Origin of the sequence: Lysinibacillus capsici, from assembly GCF_003367505.1 — a bacterium.
Classification (GTDB): Bacteria; Bacillota; Bacilli; order Bacillales_A; family Planococcaceae; genus Lysinibacillus; species Lysinibacillus capsici.
Genome location: NZ_PXXX01000018.1, coordinates 255,491 through 273,107, shown reverse-complemented (window position 1 = coordinate 273,107; position 17,617 = coordinate 255,491). Strand labels below are relative to the sequence as shown.

Genomic DNA, 17,617 nt, shown 5'->3' with positions numbered 1-17,617 from the left:
GCGTATGAAGAATGTTGCGAATCAGCGATATTATTTAGTTCGTGAGGATGTTTTAACGGATGCAATGCAAAAAACTTTGGAGGCGAAACACTTACTATCAAGTGGTTCAGTATCTTCCATTTGGGATGCGGTAAAGCAGGTGGATTTATCGCGAAGTGCGTTTTACAAATATCGTGATGCGGTTTTTCCTTTTCATTCAATTGTGCAGGAACGCATTTTAACAGTCTTTTTACAGCTTCAAGATAGAAAAGGAACACTTGCCAAGCTTTTAGAAACTGTGACAATTACACATTGTAATGTCTTAACGATTCATCAAACAATCCCTATTCAGGGACGTGCGAATGTTACATTGTCATTAGATGTAACAAGCATGACTTGTGATCTTGATGATCTTATCCAGCAATTAAAACGCTTAGATTTTGTGGAATCAGCGGAAGTGATTAGTTCTGGAGCATTATAATCACAGAGAGTGTTCAATCCTTTAATTTTTGACAAAATGACAAACATCGTGTTGAATAACCCCAATGGGTAAAGATACGATAACAAAGCTCAAATAAGGAGCTGTCCCAAGCGTTTTTCATCACGAGGGACTGCTCCTTATTGTGCCATAAAGGAGGTATTTGCAATGACAAAGCAACAATGGGAAAATCGAATCGCCTATCTAGGACCAGAAGCATCATTTACATACTTAGCAACAAAGGCTACTTTTCCAAATGAGTGGCTCGTACCGTGTGCCACGATTCCAGAATGTATAGAGGCTGTTGCAGAGGGAAAGGTAGATTTAGCTGTCGTGCCGCTAGAAAATGCTCTAGAGGGCTCTGTATCATTAACATTAGATTACTTATTCCATGAGGCAACACTTTATGTAACTGGTGAGTTATTGCTGAAAATTCAGCAGCATTTAATGGTCAATAAAGCGCAGAAGGATGATTGGCAGTCAATCGAAGGTGTTTATTCTCATCCGCATGCACTAGCTCAATGTCATAAATATTTATTTTATCGTTTTAGTCATGTACCATTACATCAAACAACTTCAACTGCAGCAGCAGCAAAATATGTATCAGAGAATCCACAAGAGTGTATAGCGGCAGTCGGCAATGCAGCCGCAGCTGAAAAATATGGTCTTGAAATAGTGGAGCAGAATATCCATGATTTTCATTTTAATCATACACGATTCTTTGTACTGTCTAAGCAAAATAAACGATTGCCACAAGAGCTATCAGATGGGCAAGCGAAAACAACATTTATGATTACCTTACCAACAGATCGTTCAGGTGCATTACATCAGGTGCTTTCTGTTTTTGCATGGCGTCAGCTAAATTTAAGTAAAATCGAATCACGTCCATTAAAAACTGGATTAGGTGATTATTTCTTTATGATTGATGTATTAGCAGATGAAAAGGAACCGATGATGCGTGGGGCAATGGAAGAATTAGCTGCGCTAGGCTGCAAAGTAAAGTCACTGGGTACCTATTTTACTTATGTAACATCAGACGAAGCATAGTAATGTGAAGGAGGAGGAAAGAAGATGGGTGGGATTATTTTATTCGATGGTGTCTGTAATTTTTGTGATAGCACTGTTCAATTTATCATCAAACATGATCAAGCTGGCTATTTTCAATTTGCATCGCTGCAAAGCGAGGCTGGTCAATCGCTTCTCACTCAATATCATATACCAAAGAATATAGATAGTGTAATTCTTATTGAACAAGGGAAAGTGTCTGTTGAATCTACCGCTGCGTTAAACATTTGCCGTAAATTTGATGGATTGTGGCCTTGTTTCTACGCCTTCATTCTTGTACCACCATTTATTCGCAATGCATTATATCGATTATTTGCAAAGCAACGCTATCGTTTGTTTGGAAAAAAAAGTGAATGCTTATTGCCTACGCCTGCTCAACGTCAAAGATTTCTTTCCTGATAGGGAAATACTCGCCTTTAAGGGAACAATACAATAGCTGCGGACGGAAGCCCGCGCTTAACGAGACAATACCAGCATTAAAAAACAGAAAGCACCGTTTGAAATCAATTTTTCAGACGGTGCTTTTACTATTCATTGATCTGACACTAAGTAGCCCTTTTTTTGTAAAGCTCGCTCAATTAATGTTAAAACTTCAACAGAGGGTGCTGTGATGACATGTAGATGGATGCCACCAGTGAGAGCAGATAAATAGTTGGCCTGTGTTGCATTCACACGTTCGATAAATTGTTTCACCTCATGGCGGTTGGATACCATGATAGAGGCTGTCAGTTCACCATATATTGGATGTTCGACAATGACATTTTTGACGGTTCCGCCACAGTCTACAATCGTCATTAATTCATCTTCCGTCTGCTCTGATGTATGCAAGCAAGGGAATGTTCGTTCAACGGTTTGTTGTATTTGTTCTTGATGCATATAAAGATAACCTTGGCTTGTGGCAATAATGGGCTCATTTCTTGCCTTTAATAAAGTCATATCATTGACGATTACTTGTCTAGAAACATTGGCGAACTTTGCTAAGTCTGTCCCAGTTATAGGTGCTTTATTTTTTTTTAATTGCGCTAATAGTTGCAGTCGGCGTTCTTCGCCTAACATTTTTTTCATAAGAGATCACCCCTGCTCGTAATAAAGGAATCAGCGTTCCTTATGAATTAGTGTACCATGAAGCTTTTCTAACTTGCTGAAATTTTTGTATCCAAATGAAACATTGAACATATGATACGTAGAGAGGAAGGGAGGAAAAAATTGCGTATTCATATTGTTCAAAAGGGAGATACATTGTGGAAGATTGCGAAAGAGTACGGCATTTCGTTTGAAGATTTGAAGCGGCTCAATGTCCATCTTGCCAACCCAGATTATATTGTTCCAGGCATGGAAATTATATTGCCTGAAAAAATAAACAAAGAGCCGCATAGAGATTCACATAAAGAAATGCCGAAAAAGGAAACACAAGTGCATAAGGAGACACCAAAGGAAAGTCCTAAAAAAGAGGTACAGCGACCAATGCCACCACCACCGCCAATTGTACCGCCACCACCAGCTCCTATGCCAATGCCAGAACCACAAATGATACCGATACCAATACCGATGCCAATGCCAATGCAGATGCCACAACAGCCGATGTGGGTACCGCAGCCTGTGGAAATGAATTGGCACCAGCAATTGGTGATGCCACAAATGGAGCAAAATGTTACAACACCACCTGTACAAATACAGCCACCACCACCGCCAGCACCTACACCGCCACCACCGCCTGTAGCTAAACCAAAGCCAATGCCAATGCCACAACCAGCACCACATCCACCAATGCATATCATGCCACAAATGCCTGCCGTACCACATTGTTCAAGTTGCCATCAGCCAATCTATCATCAGATGTGGTGGCCGATGCCAATGCAGCCGCAGGTCGAGCATTATACGATGCCACAGCAGCCAATGTCCTATGACATGCCAGATCATAAAGTAGGTGGAATGGAAGACTTTTTAGAGTCCACATCACCATTCTTCCATACGCAAGATCACCAAAAGCCACAAATGGATATGATGCCCGATATGAATATGGGGCAATCCTGTGGTTGTGGCACACAACCAATGATGATGCCTGATATGAACATGGGTCAATCTTGTGGCTGTGGCACACAACCAATGATGATGCCAAATTGGCAAATGGACCCTTGTCATTGCCCGCCACCACCATGTCCGACACATTGTCCACCACCATGCCCATCAGCAGCAGGTCCTTGGATGTCTCCGCATTATTTCCCAGGCGGGATGACGCCTTATCGATGGTGAAAAAGCGTATATTGTAGAAGAAGTAAAGCCAAATATTTGGAAATATAAATATCGATCGAAAAATTATTTTGTCAAACGTGCAAAGCAAGTGGAAATTGCGGAGAAGGTAAGAACCATTCATCGCCAATTAGGACGTATGGAACCTTCTTTGATCCTACCATTAGTTCAGAGCGATGATGAGCAGTTAATTGTGCAAATGTGGCAAGAAGGAAGCCACGGGGCTAACTTTGCGCATAAAAAAGATCGTAATGAATCTCTTAGACTATTAATCGCTTTACATGACACACATAAAAAGATTGCGTGGCAGCGCGTGCCAGGCTTGCATACCTACTCACAGCTTTTAAAATGGCAAATGCGTCATATGCGTTTTAAAAGTAGAAGAAATGAGTTTCGAACATTTTTAACGAAAGAAGAAATTGATCAAATATTGCATTATAGTGATAAGTCATTACAATTGATTGCATTGGAAGATGCACCTGAAAAAGAGATTACGCTATTGCATGGGGATGTAGTTCATCATAATTTTTTATGGTGCTCCGATGGACAATTACGTTTAATTGATTTTGATTTAGCGCACCTTGGTGAAGCGGATGACGAGTATATTTTATGGTTACATCGTGTGTTACCTGCTGTAGATTATGATCTTGGAAAGATTTTTGCAGAGTTACCTGAGCTGAAACGACTGGATAAAAGAAAGCTTCATCGCTTGAAATACCCAAATGAGTTATTACGAGAATGGCTGTTTGCTATAGATTTACCACTAGAGCAACAGCTAGTATTTTTAGATTATTTAGTACCATTTACAAAACGAGCCCTCACCTATTGGCCAAAACTGTGGTACGATATTGATAGATTTGTCAAGAAATGACCGTCAATTGGCGGTCATTTTTGTCTGCGAACGGAGTTTAGACGCTACTTTTTGTCGAGCATTCGTTCGCTATATGCTATAATCGAAGACGATGATTGTGAGGGATTATAGATGTATGATTATTTAAAAGGACAAATTACTCGTATTACACCTGAATTTATTGTGCTGGAACAACAGGGGATTGGGTGGCAACTTAATACGCCCAATCCATTTGCTTTTCGAACATCTGCCCTTGAGCAACAGATATATGTTCATTTGCATGTGCGAGAGGATGCGCAAGTTTTATATGGCTTCCCTAACCTAGATCAGCGTGAGTTATTCCGTAAGCTTATTTTAGTGTCAGGAATAGGACCAAAGGGCGCTTTAGCGATTTTAGCTACAGGTAATCCACAACAGGTTATTAGCGCAATTGAGCGGGAGGACGAAGCGTTTTTAGTGAAGTTCCCTGGAGTTGGTAAAAAAACAGCACGTCAAATGATCCTCGACTTGAAGGGCAAACTTGGTTCATTATTAGATACACTTGAATTACCTAGTGCAGAAGATGAATTACCTTTGTTTGGTGTGCATGCCTATAAACATGAATTAGAAGAAGCCCTACTTGCCTTAATGGCTCTTGGCTATTCTGAAAAAGAGCTAGAAAAAATTAAACCACAGCTAGAGGATAACGATAAACTTGAAACGACAGATGCCTTTATGAAACAAGCATTGCAACTACTGCTAAAATTAAAATAAGGAAAGGAGGAAAGGTGCATGTCTGAACGTATGATGGCAAGTGAAGCAGGGAGCTATGATGAGCAGTTTGAGTTATCTTTACGTCCTCAAAAATTAGCACAGTATATTGGGCAACATAAAGTAAAGGAAAACTTACAAATATTCATTGAAGCGGCAAAGCTTCGCCAAGAAAGTTTAGATCATGTGTTGTTATATGGACCTCCAGGACTTGGTAAAACGACCTTAGCGGCTGTTATCGCAAATGAGATGAATGTTAACGTACGCATGACAAGTGGCCCTGCGATTGAGCGTCCAGGAGATTTGGCAGCTATTTTAAGTTCACTAGAGCCTGGGGACGTTTTATTTATTGATGAAATTCATCGACTGCCCCGTGCTATTGAAGAAGTATTATATCCAGCAATGGAAGACTTCTGCTTAGATATTGTGGTAGGAAAAGGTCCTGAAGCACGTTCTGTACGACTTGATTTACCTCCCTTTACCCTTGTAGGTGCAACAACAAGAGCGGGTGCTTTATCAGCTCCTCTAAGAGATCGCTTTGGTGTGTTGCTGCGCCTAGAATATTATGATGACCGATCGCTTGCTGAAATTGTTGTGAGAAGTGCACATTTATTTGAGGTAGAAATAGAGCAAGTAGCAGCAATGGAAATGGCGAGACGCTCACGTGGAACACCTCGAATTGCCAATCGTTTATTGAAACGAGTGCGAGATTATGCACAAGTGCTTGGAGATGGTATGATAACGGAGGGTCTTGCACAGCAAGCATTAGAGCTGTTACAAGTAGATCCTAGAGGGCTTGATCATATTGACCATAAACTTGTAACCAATATGATTGAGCGATTCCGAGGAGGCCCAGTAGGCTTAGATACTCTTGCTGCATCAATTGGTGAGGAACGGGTTACGATAGAAGATGTATACGAGCCTTATTTGATGCAAATTGGCCTTATTCAACGTACCCCGAGAGGAAGAGTAGCCACACATTTAGCCTACGAACATTTTGGATATGAGTATCCCCAACAAACATAAAGAAGGAAGTTATTTTCATGCGTGTAGAAGATTTTGATTTTGAATTACCAGAGGAGCTTATTGCCCAAACACCATTAGTTGATCGTACAGCAAGTAGATTAATGGTCGTGACACCGGGCTCAAATAAAGTGGAGCACCACCATTTTGCCCATGTATTAGACGAGCTACATGCTGGAGACTGTCTTGTACTAAATGATACAAGAGTTTTACCTGCTCGTTTAATGGGTGTAAAAGAAGAAACAGGTGCACATATAGAAGTATTGCTACTGAAGCAAATGGCTGGTACAGATGAGTGGGAAACACTTGTAAAACCAGCAAAGCGTGTAAAAGTAGGAACAGTCATCACATTTGGTGACGGTTTATTAACAGCTACATGTACAGGTGAGCTTGAACATGGCGGACGTACATTTGAATTTCAGTATGATGGTATTTTTTATGAAATATTAGAGCAACTTGGTGAAATGCCATTACCTCCCTATATTCGTGAAAAACTAGAGGATAAAGATCGTTATCAAACCGTTTATGCCAAAGAGCGTGGTTCTGCTGCAGCGCCTACAGCTGGGCTGCATTTTACAGAGGAGCTATTAGCTCAAGTGAAGGCTAAAGGAGTAGAGGTTGTCTTTATTACGCTACATGTCGGTCTTGGCACTTTCCGTCCCGTTAGTGTAGACTCGATTGAGAACCATGAAATGCATGCGGAATTCTATAGTGTTACAGAACAAGCAGCAGATACAATTAATCGCGTAAAGCGTAACGGTGGCAAGGTAATAGCTGTTGGGACAACCTCTACTCGTACATTAGAGACAATTGGTTCTAAATATGAGGGAGAAGTGCGAGCAGAACAAGGTTGGACGTCTATTTTCATCTATCCAGGCTACAATTTTACGGTGGTGGATGGGTTAATCACAAACTTCCATTTACCAAAATCAACACTAGTCATGCTTGTTAGTACGCTAGCCACTCGTGAGACCATTTTAAGTGCTTATCAGCAAGCTGTAGGAGAAAGATATCGCTTCTTTAGTTTTGGTGATGCTATGTTTATACGTCCCAAAAAATAATAGTGGATAAAATCGGAGTACTGTTTTTACTTCAGATAAGAAAGGATTATTTATTTTATGACACAACCAGCAATTCGATATGAACTACTTCATACATGTAAACAAACAGGAGCACGTCTTGGCATCGTCCATACACCACACGGCTCCTTTGAAACACCAGCATTTATGCCTGTTGGCACACAAGCAACGGTGAAGACCATGTCACCAGAAGAATTAAAAGAGATGAATGCCGGTATTATTCTGTCCAATACGTACCATTTATGGCTTCGTCCAGGTAATGATATTGTCAAAGAAGCAGGCGGACTTCATAAATTTATGAACTGGGATCGTCCAATTTTAACGGATTCAGGTGGTTTCCAAGTATTTTCACTTAGTCAATTCCGGAAAATTGAGGAGGAAGGAGTTCATTTCCGTAATCACCTCAATGGAGATAAATTATTTTTGAGCCCAGAAAAGGCAATGGAAATTCAAAATGATTTAGGCTCTGATATAATGATGGCCTTTGATGAATGTCCACCATATCCTGCGACACATGACTATATGCTGAAATCAGTTGATCGAACAACTCGTTGGGCAAAACGCTGTAAGGAAGCACATCAGCGTCCAGAGGAGCAAGGTTTATTTGGCATTATTCAAGGTGGAGAGTACGAAGATTTACGCCGCCGCTCAGCAGAAGCGTTAGTAGAACTAGATTTCCCAGGCTATGCAATTGGTGGATTATCCGTTGGAGAACCGAAAGATGTGATGAACCGTGTTTTAGAATTTACTACGCCAATGATGCCTGAAAATAAACCTCGTTATTTAATGGGTGTTGGCTCACCAGATTCTTTAATTGATGGGGCAATTCGTGGGATCGATATGTTTGACTGTGTACTGCCAACACGTATTGCACGTAATGGAACACTGATGACATCAGAAGGACGTCTAGTAGTGAAAAATGCAAAATATGCACGTGACTTTGGGCCGATTGATCCGAACTGTGACTGCTATACATGTAAAAATTATTCTCGTGCCTATGTTCGTCACCTTATTCGCACGGAAGAAACGTTCGGTATTCGTTTAACATCCTATCATAATCTACACTTCCTATTAAAATTGATGGAGCAAGTACGTGAGGCAATTCGTCAAGATCGCCTTGGTGATTTCCGTGAAGAGTTCTTTGAAAAATACGGCTTTAATGGGCCAGATGCAAAAAACTTTTAAACTAGACGAATAGGATCATTCATGCGCTAAATTAAAAAAAGGACATTAGGCATCCCCTAATGTCCATAATCAATAGCAATAGTTTTGCAAATCATTCAAAACTTTGTAAAAAGTGAATATTTCTAGCAAAATATTGTCAATCATAGAAAAAATATTAGTAATTGAGAAAATTTTTGGGCTTGTCCATCGCTTTTTAATGGTGGAATAGTCTATACTAAAAAAGTGAGATTTGGAAAGGGGGCAAGATGCTATTATGGATCAATTATTAGGATTAGCACCAATATTATTAATGTTCGTTGCAATGTGGTTTATCTTAATCCGTCCAGCTAAAAAAAGACAGCAGGAAACACAAAATATGCAAAGTAGTTTGCAACGTGGAGATAAAGTCATTACGATTGGTGGTTTACACGGTGTTATTGATGCAATTGAAGACACAGCAGTGACATTAAAAATTGCTGACAATGTACGAGTGAAATTTGACCGTCAAGCAATTGGACGAATTGTCAATGACAATCAGTAACAAAGAAGAAAAGGCTTACAATAGGCGATAGCTATATTGTAAGTCTTTTTTATACAATATTAGAAGGCAGTGTTTAGATGTTTTTTGCAGTTGTAGTTTTTAATTTATGAATGAATGCCTCACCAGTATCATTGCCATTAATCGTTATTCGGCTTAACGTAAATAGGGAATCGCCTTTTTTCACATGTTTATTTTGTATGACAAAGGCCATCTTAAAGCCAGCTTCCTTGGCTAATTTGATGGTGGAGGGTGAGTAAATCCCATAAGGATAGCTTATTGCTATTGGTTCATATCCTAACTTTTCTTTGATTATTTTTCTTGAATGAATAAAATCATTTCTTACTCTTTCTTCATATTCAACCTGACTCTCTAGTTGCCCATTTACAATACTAGGACCAAATACTGCGCCATTTAGTTTACCATTTTTTGAAGGTAATTTATAATGTAAGTCCCAAGTATGACTCTGGATTGTAATATAATCCTTCATTTCCTTTAATTGATCCCAACTCATCTTTGCTGTTTCATTTGGATGGTAATTGTTTCCATTCATCTCTAAGATTCGGCTTGCAATCACAAAGATTTCTGCATGCATATCATATTTTTTCAATATCGGGTAAGCTTTTTCATAATTACTAAAATACCCATCGTCAAAAGTAATTAACACGGGCTTTTGAGGTAACGGCGCTTGGTCGTTTAAGTAATCATATAATTGCTGAGCAGAAATGGCCTGATAGCCTTCCATTTTAAGTAATTTCATTTGATTTTCGAAGCTTTTGGGTGAAATAACAGTAGTATTGTTTATATTGTCCTCTAAATGATGGTACATAAGAATAGGTATTTCCTGTTCCTGATACCCGTAAATAGGATAAGGTCTAATAAGAAAAAGGATATAAACAAAAACGAAAACGATTATTTTTTTTGTCATGTCCTCACCTTGTTTGCATGTTTATTGTGATAAGCATCTAAGCTCTATGTTAGTGTGTACGAACAAGTAGGGACTATTCCTTGAAAACTGTATAAAAAACAATAAGTAAGGTCACCTTGATAGTATGGGGGTGTTTATATGGAAGAATATTACCATATTATTTTTAGAACTTGCTTTTTGTATGTGTTTATCATCATCGTTTTCCGTTTAATGGGTAAACGAGAAGTAGGTGAATTATCAGTCATCGATTTGGTCGTATTTGTATTAATTGCAGAAGTAGCGGCCTTTGCGCTAGACGATTATAAAAATCCTCTCTTTAATGCCATACTACCTATCATTATTTTGCTCTTTATTCAAATATTAAGTGCCTTTTTGTCATTAAAGTTCAAAAAAATACGTGACCTAGTGGATGGTGACCCTGCTTTATTAGTAAAAGACGGTGTTATTTTAGAGAGTGAGATGAGAAAACACCGCTATAATTTAGATGATTTATGTCAGCAATTACGAGAAAACGGAATTGCATCTGTGACAGATGTAGCCTTTGCGTATTTAGAGCCTTCAGGCAATCTTTCTGTCTATAAAAAAGATGAAAAAGCCTTTGTGTATCCATTGATTATCGACGGTGATATCCAAGAGAGACATTTATTTACCATGCATAAAGATGTGGATTGGCTAATGGGTGAGCTAGCAAAAAATAATATTACTGACAGTGAAACGGTATTTTTTTGTATTTGGGAAGACAATAAGCTGCATATCCAATTAAAGGAATCCTAAACTTTCTTCGCCAATTTTTTAATGTAACGGAAATCTGTAATACGCAACTGATTGGTAAATAATAAAAAGGTAAATAGCAAAAATAATGTCACACCACTACTTAAAATAAATGGTAGTGATAGTATTGGAATAAGGAAATACTGGGCGACGCAAACAGCAATAAAACAACTATAAGGCACGACAAACATTCTAAAGCCAGCACGCAGGTTTTTACGTTGTCTAACTGTTGCTATATGCAAGAATGACGTTAGTAATACCCCAAAGCCAATAGCTACAACGGCTCCTTTTTCTTGGATACCTGGTTGAGAGGCAAGTACAAACATCACGAAAAGTTTACCTAGCCCACCATAGATGGAGTTCATCATGGCAGCTCTTGCCTCACCAATTGCCTGTAAGATGGAGTGTAGAGGACTTTGAATATAATAAAAATAAAAAATAGGTGCTAAAATTTTAACGTACCCACGATTTTCTTCTAAATGGAAAAGCTTCATAGCTAATTCATCTCCATGCACAAAGAAATACGTAGCAGCAAAGCAACCCACTAGCGAAGACAATCTTAGGGACACCGAAATTCGTTCCTGTAATAGCGGGATGTGCTGACGAGCGACGGCATCACTAACAGCTGGAATGAGCACAATCGATAAGGCTGTTGATACAAACGCAGGAAATAACAGTAATGGCACCAAAACACCGGAGATGACACCATATAGAATAGTGGCAGCAGAAGCGGTTAAACCGGCCACAGTTAAAGCTTTTAAAAAGATAATCGGCTCTAAAAACCAAGTGAAAGAACCAAAAAGCTTACTGCCTGCAGAGGGAAGGGCAATACGTAACATTGGTGATGCAGGATACCCTTCAATTTTAGTTTTTCGTGTCAGTAATTTCTTTTTGGAAACGATATAGTGTAGCCATAAATACAAGAATGCTACAACTTCGGCTAGCAGTGTAATGCCCATTGCCGCCGCAGCCGTGACAGCAGCATTATTGTAATTAGCCACATAGGGTAGCATTAAAGTAATGAAGCTAATACGTACAATTTGTTCGATCATTTGTGCCCATGCTGTCGGTGTAATCTTTGCAACACCTTGTAAATAGGCACGTAATAAGCCAGATCCAACTGATACTGGTACAGCAAAGAGTGCAATCCATAGTGTAAATGTTGTCTGTTCATTATGTAATAGAGTTGTTGAAATATATGGTATTGTTAGTGCAACGAGTGGCATAAAAATGATCATGCCAATGAATGACCAAAGAATGGCTGTACGCATGACACCAAAGATGTTCTCACGTTTATTTTTTGCTAGTAATTCAGCCACTATTTTAGCCACAGCGATAGGTAGTCCTAGTTGAATGAGTGAGATGAAGAAAATAAACGCTGGATAGACGGTCATATAAATACCGACAGCCTCTTCACCAGCAATCCGCATAAATTGCATTCTATAAAAGAAGCCAAAAAGTTTAGATAAAAAAATCACAAACATTAAAAATAATGTACCTCGTACAAAAGAACTCATGCCATCCGTCCCTTCTCAAGCCGCAAAAATTCATTTACACTATTTGTATGCAAGCATGTCTTACGTTACGACTTTGATTGGAGATGATTCAAAATGAGTATGCAATATGAGCAACTATTTGAAAAGATTCGTCCGGCAATTGATAGTAAGATAGCAGAGTTCCAGCATTATCAATATAATGCTATTACAGCCGAAGAACTCTGGCGCTACTGTATTGAAAAAAAATGGCGTAAAAAGAAAGTTGAGCAACTACGTTTACATGAAGTCATTTCTACCATTTTTTCGGTATCACCATCTGATATCGTCTCATTTAATCAAGTAGAGTTTTTACAAAGTAATAATTGGTTTGAAGAAGTCAATACAGACGAGTTACAATTACTGCTTGGTCCAGTCAGAACGTAATCAATGATGTGTCAAATTTTACAATAATTCTAAGAATCCTATACGTGTTGAATTGACACCAAGCGCAACCTGTTTCATAATAAGTGTGTTGCGCTTTTTTTATTTTGAATAAGTTCTTACTTACATAAGTCTTCATTGCTTTTATTGACATTTAGAAGGCTAGTACCTAATAATACTAAGATAAACTTGCGCGTTATGAACGATTGAAATAAGTAAAGCAACCTTTTTGAAGCACAGGTAACACGATTCTAGATGAAAAGGAGGATTAAACGTTTCAAAAGGTATTGCTAGTTACTTGTTTGGCGTGTAAGGACAGCCCTTACACCAATTCGAGGAGGATTTATTGATGAAACTAAAAAGTCGTATAGTTGCATTCCTACTGATTATCGTGCTATTGGCAGCAGGTATTAGTACGACTGTAAACGGCGTCTTAAAGGACATCAAGCTTGGTCTTGACTTACAGGGCGGGTTTGAAGTGCTTTACGAGGTAAATGAATTAAAAGAAGGACAAAAAATTACACCAGAAATTGTCACAGCAACATCCACTGCACTTGGTGAACGTGTAAATACGATGGGGGTTAGTGAACCGAGTATTCAGGTTGAGGACAAAAATCGTATTCGTGTGCAATTAGCTGGTGTTGAGGATCAGGAATCGGCACGTAAGTTATTGTCTACTTCTGCGAATTTAACATTCCGTGATGTTGATGATAATTTATTATTAGATGGAGACGATTTGAAAGCTAACGGTGCTAAAGGCTCTTTTGACCAACAAAATCGTCCGATTGTATCCTTAACTTTAAAAGATGCGAAAAAATTTGCTGATATAACAAGTAAAATTGCGGCAAAACCCGCAGGTCAAAATTTACTGGTTGTATGGTTAGACTTTGAAGAGGGTGTCGATTCCTATAAAGCGGAATCACAAAAAGCAAAGCCTCGCTATGCATCTGCAGCAACAGTTAGTCAAACATTAAATACAACAGATGTTATGATTAGCGGTAATTTCTCTGTTGAAGAAACAAAAAATTTAGCAGATATTTTAAATGCTGGGGCATTGCCTGTAAAGCTAGATGAAATTTATTCAACTTCTGTTGGTGCTCAATTTGGTGATGCAGCACTGAAAAGTACTATTTTTGCTGGTATTGTCGGCGTAATAGTTATTTTCTTATTTATGCTATTCTACTATCGTTTACCAGGCTTTATTTCCATCATTACACTGGTTGTGTTTACATTCCTAGTATTAGTGGTCTTTGACTGGATTAATGCGGTATTAACACTCCCAGGTATTGCGGCCATTGTTCTGGGTATAGGGATGGCAGTAGATGCCAATATTTTAGCGGCAGAACGTATACGTGAAGAGCTACGGGTGGGTTATTCCGCTAAACAAGCCTTCCAAATTGGTTCTAAACAATCTTTATCAGCCATTGTCGATGCGCAGTTGACAACTTTATTAGCTGCAGCAGTATTGTTCCAATGGGGAACAAGCTCTGTTAAAGGATTTGCTACAACATTAATTATTAGTATTTTATTGAGCTTCTTAACAGCAGTTTGGGGCTCACGTGTCCTATTAGGACTACTTGTAAACAGTGGCTATTTCAACAGTCCTGCATGGTTTGGTATTGCAAAATCTAAACAGCATAGTCTAGATGAAAATATTGGTACATTAGATTTATCAACGAAATTCGATCGATTTGACTTTGTTCACAACCGTAAGAAATTCTATACGTTCTCATTAGCCATTTTAGTGGCTGGTTTAGTGGTTCTTGGCATCTTCCGCCTTAACCTAGGTATCGATTTCTCAAGCGGTACTCGTGTCCAAATTGAATCGAATCAAACATTAACAAAAGAAGAAGTGTCCAAATATCTAGATAGCATTGATTTTTCATCAGAAGATATCATACTCTCTGGTGAGAAAAGTAATACAGCAGTCATTCGCTATAAAGATGACCTTACACAAGCAGAAATTTTAGAATTTAAAAAAGAAGCTGGCGAAAAATATGGTCATGAACCAGCTGTAAGTACTGTATCGCCTACAGTTGGTAAGGAACTTGTAAAAAATGCGATTAAGGCTTTATCTCTTGCAGCAATAGGGATTATCATTTATGTAGCAGTTCGTTTTGAATGGCGCATGGGTATTGGTGCAATTGTTTCATTATTGCATGATGTATTCTTAATTGTTGCCGTCTTTAGCTTCATGCGTTTAGAAGTAGATATTACGTTTATTGCGGCTGTATTAACAATTGTTGGGTATTCCATCAATGATACGATTGTTACCTTTGACCGTATGCGGGAAAACTTAGATCGTTATGATACCATTAATGACCGTGAAGTATTGGCGAATATCGTGAATAAATCGCTACGCCAAACAATGGGTCGTTCGGTTAATACAGTATTAACTGTAATTATCGTTGTTGTAGCCCTATTAATTTTTGGTGCACCATCTATTCAAAACTTCTCTATCGCGTTATTGATTGGTTTGATTACAGGTATGTATTCTTCAATCTGTATCGCAGCTCAAATCTGGTATTCATTAAAAATTCGTGAAATGAAAAAATCAGATGGGAAGCTACGTAAAAAAGAGAAGAAACAATGGGGTACAGACGAGCCTACTGTATAATATAATGAGCAGAGAATGGAAAACATATAGTTTTCTATTCTCTGCTTTTTTCATGCAAAAAAAACTGCTGCCTTTTATAAAAAGCAGCAGATTTTTCATATAGTATTTACAATTTAAATTGCTGGATTAAGCCTTGTAGCTGTTGCGCATTTTCACTTAATTCTTCTGCGACAGTATTTACCTGCTGCATGGTCGCAACTTGCTCGTCAACAGATTCTGCAATCATATGAGAATTCGTTGCTGATTCGTTAGAAACATTGGCAATTTCCGTGACAGAAGCTGCAACCTGCTCTGCACTAGCAGAGATTTCTTCAGATGTGGCAGAAATTTCTTCAATTTGCTCTGTGAATGCAGCAACAGCAGAGGTGATGGAGTAGAAAGCATCTCCAGCCTCATGAATTTTGGCTACACCATCCTTTACAGAAGCTAAACCATTATTTACTGATGCTGCAACATTTTGTGTATCTGTTAGAATTTCTTTTGTAATAGCAACGATTTGATTGGCAGATTGATTCGATTCCTCAGCAAGTTTTCGTACCTCATCCGCTACGACTGCAAAGCCTTTCCCATGTTCTCCTGCTCTTGCTGCTTCAATAGCTGCATTTAGTGCCAGTAAATTTGTTTGTTCTGAAATTGCTGTAATCACTGTTGTAATTTGCCCAATTTCTTCTGATTGCTTACTTAGTTTTTGCGTTAATGTTGCAATATCAGAAGTTGCTAGTGCGATCATATTCATCTGTTCTTTTGCTGTTGCAATCGTTGCACCACCTGTATGGGCAAGCTGAGTCAGATTTTCTGCATTGTGATGAAGACTTTGAGTAGCCTCTGCAATGCGTTGGACACCTGATGCAGTTTCATCCATTGCCACAGCACTTTGCTGAGAGGCACTAGCAGAAGAAGAGATATGTGTTACATTATTTTGAATTCGTTGAGCAATATTATCGGAAGTTGCAGTTACTTCTTCAGTGCTAGCAGAAAGCTCTTCTGAAACAGCCGATAAATGGGATGCACTATCTTGAATGTTAGTCATTAAACCAGCTAGATTTCGTTTTAATGTATTGACTGCATTGGCAAGTGTACCGATCTCATCTTTTGATTGATGGTCAAGCTCAGCAATTGTTAAATCACCTTGTGCTAATGTATCTGCTGCTCCAATAACCTTGCGTAGGGGCAGGATAATGGAGGCTTTGACCATATGCATAAAATATAATCCAATAATAATACTTGCAAGGAGAAGGCTAATAGCAATGATAATAGCGCGTGAAACGGTTTGATTAACAGATTGGTCAACATTTTGAAGCTGTTCATCGTGATAAGCTAATAATTCAGTTGTTAACTTAAAAATGTCCTTATTGTATTTTGTAACATCATTATTAATGATTGAGAGTGCTAGATCCGTGTTGCCACTATTAAACGCTTGTAAAGCTTTCTGTGAATTTGACAGTAACTCTTTTTGCAATTCCGTGATTTGCTGCATAATATTTTTTGTATAATCTGATCGAACAATAGTAGAAAGTTCATGAACTGTTTCAGGTAACAACTTTTCATAGCGCTCTAAATTGGCCTTAGCTGTTTCGTCCTTCTTATTTAAAATATAGGAGCGTAAAAATAAACCTTGAGAAGCAAGTTGTTGTTGGATTTTATCTGTTAATTGGATTTGCACCATCCGATGCTTTAATACTTCTTCTAAATCATTCTGAGTTGTTTTAAATTGAATAAATGATACGATGCTTGAGATAAAAAGTAAACATGTTAAGGAAATGAATCCTATATTTAATTTTTTGCGAACGGACATAAACTTCCTACTTTCTTTTATTATATGGAAAAAATTGATGTTCTGAAATTACTATAACTTGATATATTTACATGGTCAATAGTCAAGGAATTTTCAATCGTAGGAAATCTTATTCTCCAATAAGTTTTTATAGAAGGATAATATACCTACTTTTGATTCCTCTGATAAAATAGGAATTTCAACTTTTTTCGTCAGAATTGATTGACAATAGTATTGAATTGGCATAGAATTAAGGCTAACTTTTTGTTCGGTCAAGGTAGAAGATCTCGGGAGCGAGGTCAGCCACAGAACAGATGAGCTGAGTTTAGATGAGAATAGCTGAGAAATTGTTGAATAAGAGTAGTAGCCTAAGTGTGTAATAAAGAGAGTCAGTGGCTGGTGTAAACTGATTTACAGCTTATGTGAATGGACTTA

17 protein-coding genes and 1 other annotated feature (1 of these 18 only partly in view) are annotated in these 17,617 nt (G+C 38.4%); of the genes, 13 read left to right on the top strand and 4 right to left on the bottom strand.

What is annotated here, in order from left to right; genetic code table 11:
* The first annotated feature begins 4 nt into the window (after nucleotides 1–4).
* The 3 genes from C7B89_RS16935 (at nucleotide 5) to C7B89_RS16925 (ending at nucleotide 1,921) form a co-directional block, all read left to right on the top strand.
* Complete coding sequence (locus tag C7B89_RS16935; RefSeq protein ID WP_004226679.1) at nucleotides 5–460, top strand: ACT domain-containing protein; 456 nt, start codon at nucleotides 5–7, stop codon at nucleotides 458–460.
* A gap of 165 nt (nucleotides 461–625) precedes the next feature.
* Nucleotides 626–1,504, top strand: a complete 879-nt coding sequence (gene pheA / locus C7B89_RS16930; protein ID WP_048395164.1) for a prephenate dehydratase — start codon at nucleotides 626–628, stop codon at nucleotides 1,502–1,504.
* Nucleotides 1,505–1,528: 24 nt separating this feature from the next.
* Complete coding sequence (locus C7B89_RS16925; protein WP_048395166.1) at nucleotides 1,529–1,921, top strand: thiol-disulfide oxidoreductase DCC family protein; 393 nt, start codon at nucleotides 1,529–1,531, stop codon at nucleotides 1,919–1,921.
* A 132-nt stretch (nucleotides 1,922–2,053) separates the two neighbouring features.
* Here C7B89_RS16925 and C7B89_RS16920 read toward each other — a convergent pair whose 3' ends face one another.
* Nucleotides 2,054–2,587 (bottom strand): transcription repressor NadR, encoded by a 534-nt coding sequence (locus C7B89_RS16920; RefSeq protein WP_054550028.1) that lies wholly within the window; start codon nucleotides 2,585–2,587, stop codon nucleotides 2,054–2,056.
* A gap of 141 nt (nucleotides 2,588–2,728) precedes the next feature.
* Here C7B89_RS16920 and C7B89_RS23455 point away from each other — a divergent pair, with 141 nt between their 5' ends.
* From C7B89_RS23455 to yajC, 7 genes are all read left to right on the top strand, one after another.
* Nucleotides 2,729–3,775: a LysM peptidoglycan-binding domain-containing protein gene (locus tag C7B89_RS23455; protein ID WP_048395169.1), complete on the top strand. Its 1,047-nt coding sequence runs from the start codon at nucleotides 2,729–2,731 to the stop codon at nucleotides 3,773–3,775.
* On the top strand, nucleotides 3,765–4,643 hold the full coding sequence (locus C7B89_RS16910) for a phosphotransferase (protein ID WP_310794744.1): 879 nt from the start codon (nucleotides 3,765–3,767) through the stop codon (nucleotides 4,641–4,643). The genes C7B89_RS23455 and C7B89_RS16910 overlap by 11 nt, the downstream gene beginning before the upstream one ends.
* 111 nt (nucleotides 4,644–4,754) lie before the next feature.
* On the top strand, nucleotides 4,755–5,375 hold the full coding sequence (gene ruvA / locus C7B89_RS16905; protein WP_048395174.1) for a Holliday junction branch migration protein RuvA: 621 nt from the start codon (nucleotides 4,755–4,757) through the stop codon (nucleotides 5,373–5,375).
* 18 nt (nucleotides 5,376–5,393) lie between these two features.
* Nucleotides 5,394–6,398, top strand: coding sequence for a Holliday junction branch migration DNA helicase RuvB (gene ruvB, locus C7B89_RS16900; RefSeq protein ID WP_004226692.1), 1,005 nt, complete (start codon nucleotides 5,394–5,396; stop codon nucleotides 6,396–6,398).
* A 17-nt stretch (nucleotides 6,399–6,415) separates the two neighbouring features.
* On the top strand, nucleotides 6,416–7,456 hold the full coding sequence (gene queA, locus C7B89_RS16895; protein ID WP_054550032.1) for a tRNA preQ1(34) S-adenosylmethionine ribosyltransferase-isomerase QueA: 1,041 nt from the start codon (nucleotides 6,416–6,418) through the stop codon (nucleotides 7,454–7,456).
* A 57-nt stretch (nucleotides 7,457–7,513) separates the two neighbouring features.
* Nucleotides 7,514–8,659 carry a tRNA guanosine(34) transglycosylase Tgt gene (gene tgt / locus C7B89_RS16890; RefSeq protein WP_016991901.1) on the top strand — a complete coding sequence of 382 codons (1,146 nt, stop codon included), beginning with the start codon at nucleotides 7,514–7,516 and terminating at the stop codon, nucleotides 8,657–8,659.
* Between the two features lie 253 nt (nucleotides 8,660–8,912).
* Complete coding sequence (yajC, locus tag C7B89_RS16885) at nucleotides 8,913–9,179, top strand: preprotein translocase subunit YajC (RefSeq protein WP_004226696.1); 267 nt, start codon at nucleotides 8,913–8,915, stop codon at nucleotides 9,177–9,179.
* Between the two features lie 73 nt (nucleotides 9,180–9,252).
* Here yajC and C7B89_RS16880 read toward each other — a convergent pair whose 3' ends face one another.
* Nucleotides 9,253–10,104, bottom strand: a complete 852-nt coding sequence (locus tag C7B89_RS16880) for a polysaccharide deacetylase family protein (protein WP_048395178.1) — start codon at nucleotides 10,102–10,104, stop codon at nucleotides 9,253–9,255.
* Nucleotides 10,105–10,242: 138 nt separating this feature from the next.
* Here C7B89_RS16880 and C7B89_RS16875 point away from each other — a divergent pair, with 138 nt between their 5' ends.
* Nucleotides 10,243–10,878 carry a DUF421 domain-containing protein gene (locus tag C7B89_RS16875; protein WP_066036504.1) on the top strand — a complete coding sequence of 212 codons (636 nt, stop codon included), beginning with the start codon at nucleotides 10,243–10,245 and terminating at the stop codon, nucleotides 10,876–10,878.
* On the opposite strand, the gene C7B89_RS16870 is transcribed toward C7B89_RS16875, so the two are convergent.
* A complete protein-coding gene (locus tag C7B89_RS16870) occupies nucleotides 10,875–12,392 on the bottom strand; it encodes a putative polysaccharide biosynthesis protein (protein ID WP_004226701.1) in 1,518 nt (505 codons plus the stop codon). The genes C7B89_RS16875 and C7B89_RS16870 overlap by 4 nt on opposite strands.
* 93 nt (nucleotides 12,393–12,485) lie before the next feature.
* Here C7B89_RS16870 and C7B89_RS16865 point away from each other — a divergent pair, with 93 nt between their 5' ends.
* Both C7B89_RS16865 and secDF read left to right on the top strand, forming a co-directional pair.
* Nucleotides 12,486–12,794 (top strand): post-transcriptional regulator, encoded by a 309-nt coding sequence (locus tag C7B89_RS16865; protein ID WP_004226703.1) that lies wholly within the window; start codon nucleotides 12,486–12,488, stop codon nucleotides 12,792–12,794.
* Between the two features lie 346 nt (nucleotides 12,795–13,140).
* The gene (secDF, locus tag C7B89_RS16860) at nucleotides 13,141–15,408 is read left to right on the top strand and encodes a protein translocase subunit SecDF (RefSeq protein ID WP_066036503.1); all 2,268 of its coding nucleotides are present in this window, start codon (nucleotides 13,141–13,143) and stop codon (nucleotides 15,406–15,408) included.
* Between the two features lie 106 nt (nucleotides 15,409–15,514).
* Here the strand turns inward: secDF and C7B89_RS16855 are convergent, their stop codons facing one another.
* Nucleotides 15,515–17,203 (bottom strand): methyl-accepting chemotaxis protein, encoded by a 1,689-nt coding sequence (locus tag C7B89_RS16855; protein ID WP_115674146.1) that lies wholly within the window; start codon nucleotides 17,201–17,203, stop codon nucleotides 15,515–15,517.
* Between the two features lie 320 nt (nucleotides 17,204–17,523).
* Nucleotides 17,524–17,617, top strand: a binding site (T-box leader) (it continues 148 nt past the right edge of the window).

Excerpts from the sequence above, each read along its gene's own strand:
- C7B89_RS16935 (WP_004226679.1), top strand. The coding sequence starts at position 5 with ATGAAGAATGTTGCGAATCAGCGATATTATTTAGTTCGTGAGGATGTT.
- pheA (WP_048395164.1), top strand. The coding sequence starts at position 626 with ATGACAAAGCAACAATGGGAAAATCGAATCGCCTATCTAGGACCAGAA.
- C7B89_RS16925 (WP_048395166.1), top strand. The coding sequence starts at position 1,529 with ATGGGTGGGATTATTTTATTCGATGGTGTCTGTAATTTTTGTGATAGC.
- C7B89_RS16920 (WP_054550028.1), bottom strand. The coding sequence starts at position 2,587 with ATGAAAAAAATGTTAGGCGAAGAACGCCGACTGCAACTATTAGCGCAA.
- ruvA (WP_048395174.1), top strand. The coding sequence starts at position 4,755 with ATGTATGATTATTTAAAAGGACAAATTACTCGTATTACACCTGAATTT.
- ruvB (WP_004226692.1), top strand. The coding sequence starts at position 5,394 with ATGTCTGAACGTATGATGGCAAGTGAAGCAGGGAGCTATGATGAGCAG.
- queA (WP_054550032.1), top strand. The coding sequence starts at position 6,416 with ATGCGTGTAGAAGATTTTGATTTTGAATTACCAGAGGAGCTTATTGCC.
- tgt (WP_016991901.1), top strand. The coding sequence starts at position 7,514 with ATGACACAACCAGCAATTCGATATGAACTACTTCATACATGTAAACAA.
- yajC (WP_004226696.1), top strand. The coding sequence starts at position 8,913 with ATGGATCAATTATTAGGATTAGCACCAATATTATTAATGTTCGTTGCA.
- C7B89_RS16880 (WP_048395178.1), bottom strand. The coding sequence starts at position 10,104 with ATGACAAAAAAAATAATCGTTTTCGTTTTTGTTTATATCCTTTTTCTT.
- C7B89_RS16875 (WP_066036504.1), top strand. The coding sequence starts at position 10,243 with ATGGAAGAATATTACCATATTATTTTTAGAACTTGCTTTTTGTATGTG.
- C7B89_RS16870 (WP_004226701.1), bottom strand. The coding sequence starts at position 12,392 with ATGAGTTCTTTTGTACGAGGTACATTATTTTTAATGTTTGTGATTTTT.
- C7B89_RS16865 (WP_004226703.1), top strand. The coding sequence starts at position 12,486 with ATGAGTATGCAATATGAGCAACTATTTGAAAAGATTCGTCCGGCAATT.
- secDF (WP_066036503.1), top strand. The coding sequence starts at position 13,141 with ATGAAACTAAAAAGTCGTATAGTTGCATTCCTACTGATTATCGTGCTA.
- C7B89_RS16855 (WP_115674146.1), bottom strand. The coding sequence starts at position 17,203 with ATGTCCGTTCGCAAAAAATTAAATATAGGATTCATTTCCTTAACATGT.